Annotated in this window: 1 protein-coding gene and 2 pseudogenes; 1 reads left to right on the top strand and 2 read right to left on the bottom strand. The window is 73.4% G+C overall.

The annotated features are described in order from the left end of the window. Positions 1-451 (bottom strand): annotated as a pseudogene (locus ACFV4F_RS43330) (hypothetical protein); the annotation flags it as partial. Then, positions 444-956, bottom strand: coding sequence for a SigE family RNA polymerase sigma factor (locus tag ACFV4F_RS43335; protein ID WP_380449203.1), 513 nt, complete (start codon positions 954-956; stop codon positions 444-446). The gene ACFV4F_RS43335 and the pseudogene ACFV4F_RS43330, both read right to left, overlap by 8 nt. 254 nt (positions 957-1,210) lie before the next feature. On the opposite strand from ACFV4F_RS43335, the pseudogene ACFV4F_RS43340 reads away from it, so the two are divergent. After that, a pseudogene (locus tag ACFV4F_RS43340) lies at positions 1,211-1,634 on the top strand (hypothetical protein); the annotation flags it as partial.

Raw genomic sequence — 1,634 nt, forward strand, 5'->3', positions numbered from 1 at the left:
TGACCACACCGTCCTTGGTCGCCGAGGCGACGGGAGTGCGGACCGCGATCACCGCGTGGTACTGCGACGCGTCGGAGCCCAGGCAGGAGGCCAGGATCTCCGCGACCGCCCCGGCATCGATCGGGACCGTCCTCGTACTGGTGACGGTGAAAGCGGCCGGAGGGTGGGGGGAAGCCGACGCGGAGGAGGCGGCCGTGGTGGCTGCTCCTTGTTGTGGCTCCGGTGAGTTCAGTGCGGATCCTTGGTGTGGTCCCGGTGAGTGCAGCACGGACGGGACAGCCAGGCACAGGGCTGCTGCGGTGCAGGCCGCGGTCGCGCCCAGGGCGTGCCGCCGGCGGCGGCGCCGGTCGGCGCGTCGGCGGATCTCCGCAGCGGGCAGGGTCGGTGCGGGCATCTGCGTGCCGAGCAGCCGCAGCCGGTCGCCGAGGGTGTCGTGGACGGGGTCAGACACGGATTCTTCCTTCCTCGCTGGTCGGGGTTCGGTCGGCGAGTCTGGCCGCGAGCGCGGTCCGGCCGCGGGCGAGGCGGCTCTTGACGGCGCTGACGCTGGCGCCGGTCTCGACCGCGACCTGCTCGACGGAGAGGTCGCACATGTGGTGCAGGACCAGGGCGCTCCGCTGCGCCTCGGGCAGGTCGCGGAGCGCGGTGACCACCAGCAGGTGCTCCTCGGTGGGCGGCTCGACGGTGGGTGGTTCCTGGCCGTGGTGGCGTCCGGCCAAGTGCAGGCCCCGGGCCAGACGCCGCCAGCGGGAGAGGGCCAGCCGCCGGGCCGTGGTCCGGATCCACGCCTCCGGGGCATCGTCCGGGTTGAAGGTGAGCCTTCGGTCCCACGCGCGGATGAAGGCCTCCTGGACCACGTCCTGCGCCTCGGACCAGTTGCCGGTCATCGCGTAGAGCTGCCCGGTCAGGCGGGAGAAGGACGCCGCGTAGAACGCGTCGAACTCCTGGGGCGTCATCAAGGGCCTCTCTTCCGGGACTGTCCGTCGGCTCGCGGCACAGGCGGCTCGCGAGGAAGCACTCCTCGGCCGCGGCGGTGGAGCCGTGCGTCCTGGGGCGGAGCCTCCCGCCCTGTACGCACGAGCGCCGTCCCCGGGTTGCGCCCAGGGCCTATGAACTGGATCACGTGTGCGGGGTGCGACCTGCCGGGCGCAGGGAGGCGTACAGGGGCGCGGGCTTCAACCGGACGCCCCGCAGGAAAGGACACGGATTCATGCGCATCCGCCCGATCATGCTCATCGCCGCCTCCGCCGCGGTCATCGCGACCGCGGGGGGAGCGGCCACCGCCGCGACCAGCACTTCCACGCCCACCCCCGCGGCCCACGGCAAGCCGTCCGAAGCGCCCACCCTCACGGCCGGCGGCAAGCCCTCCGAAGCGCCCACCGCCACGCCCACCCCCGCGGCCGGCGGCACCGGTTCGGCCGGCGCCCCGGCGGTCCCCAGCAGCGGCTCATCCGATGCCCGCGTCACTGTCACCCAGGCTCCTTTCACCGTCACCAGCGCGAAGACGGTCCCGATCGAGGCTGGGGCGGTCGCGGAGATCCTGGCCTCCTGCCTGGGCTCGGACGCGTCGCAGTACCACGCGGTGATCGCGGTCCGTACTCCCGTCGCCTCGGCGACCAAGGACGGTGTGGTCC

Source organism: Kitasatospora sp. NPDC059722, assembly GCF_042733235.1.
Taxonomy (GTDB): domain Bacteria; phylum Actinomycetota; class Actinomycetes; order Streptomycetales; family Streptomycetaceae; genus Kitasatospora.

What these genes read in the sequence shown, in the direction of transcription:
- ACFV4F_RS43335 (WP_380449203.1), bottom strand. Translation starts at nt 956, where the DNA reads ATGACGCCCCAGGAGTTCGACGCGTTCTACGCGGCGTCCTTCTCCCGC.